At 41.3% G+C, this 501-nt stretch carries 1 pseudogene; it reads right to left on the minus strand.

The window, feature by feature from the left end:
• Window positions 1–262: pseudogene (locus ASC50_RS04010) on the minus strand (cystathionine beta-lyase); the annotation flags it as partial.
• Between the last annotated feature and the right edge of the window lie 239 nt (window positions 263–501).

Consider the following 501-nt stretch of genomic DNA (forward strand, 5'->3'; position numbering starts at 1 on the left):
CTCTGGATACCGTCCAGCGATGTTTGGTTTGCAGCCAATTGACAATCGCTTGCACATACTCGTCAGGAGTGGTTGAATAGCCGAAAATGCCTAAATCGCAACGTTTTCGCAGGGCTTCAACGATGGAGTCGCAACATCGAAAATCCATGTCAGCCACCCACAACGGAATCAAATCGGCATTGCCAAACCGCTCCTCCAGCGCATCCACCTTGAGCGCACCGGTGCCTTTTCGATTGAGTATTTCGTCAAAATTGTAGTGCATTATTTCAGTGTTTTGAAAAAATCATTGCCCTTGTCATCCAGTGGGAGCGATTGTACAAAGCAACATAAATTATTTACGACTCCTATAACTAACACGGTCATCAAGTTTTTTAACTGTTATTTTCTTCATTAATTTTTCTGTAATATCAGAGGAAGGTATCTCTGTTTTATCATCTTCGCATTGCTTAAGAACGTTTAATAGGATGTCATTGTAAGAGATTATTTTGCTCTCTTTAGAGG

It is taken from the genome of Candidatus Symbiothrix dinenymphae (genome assembly GCF_001431085.1).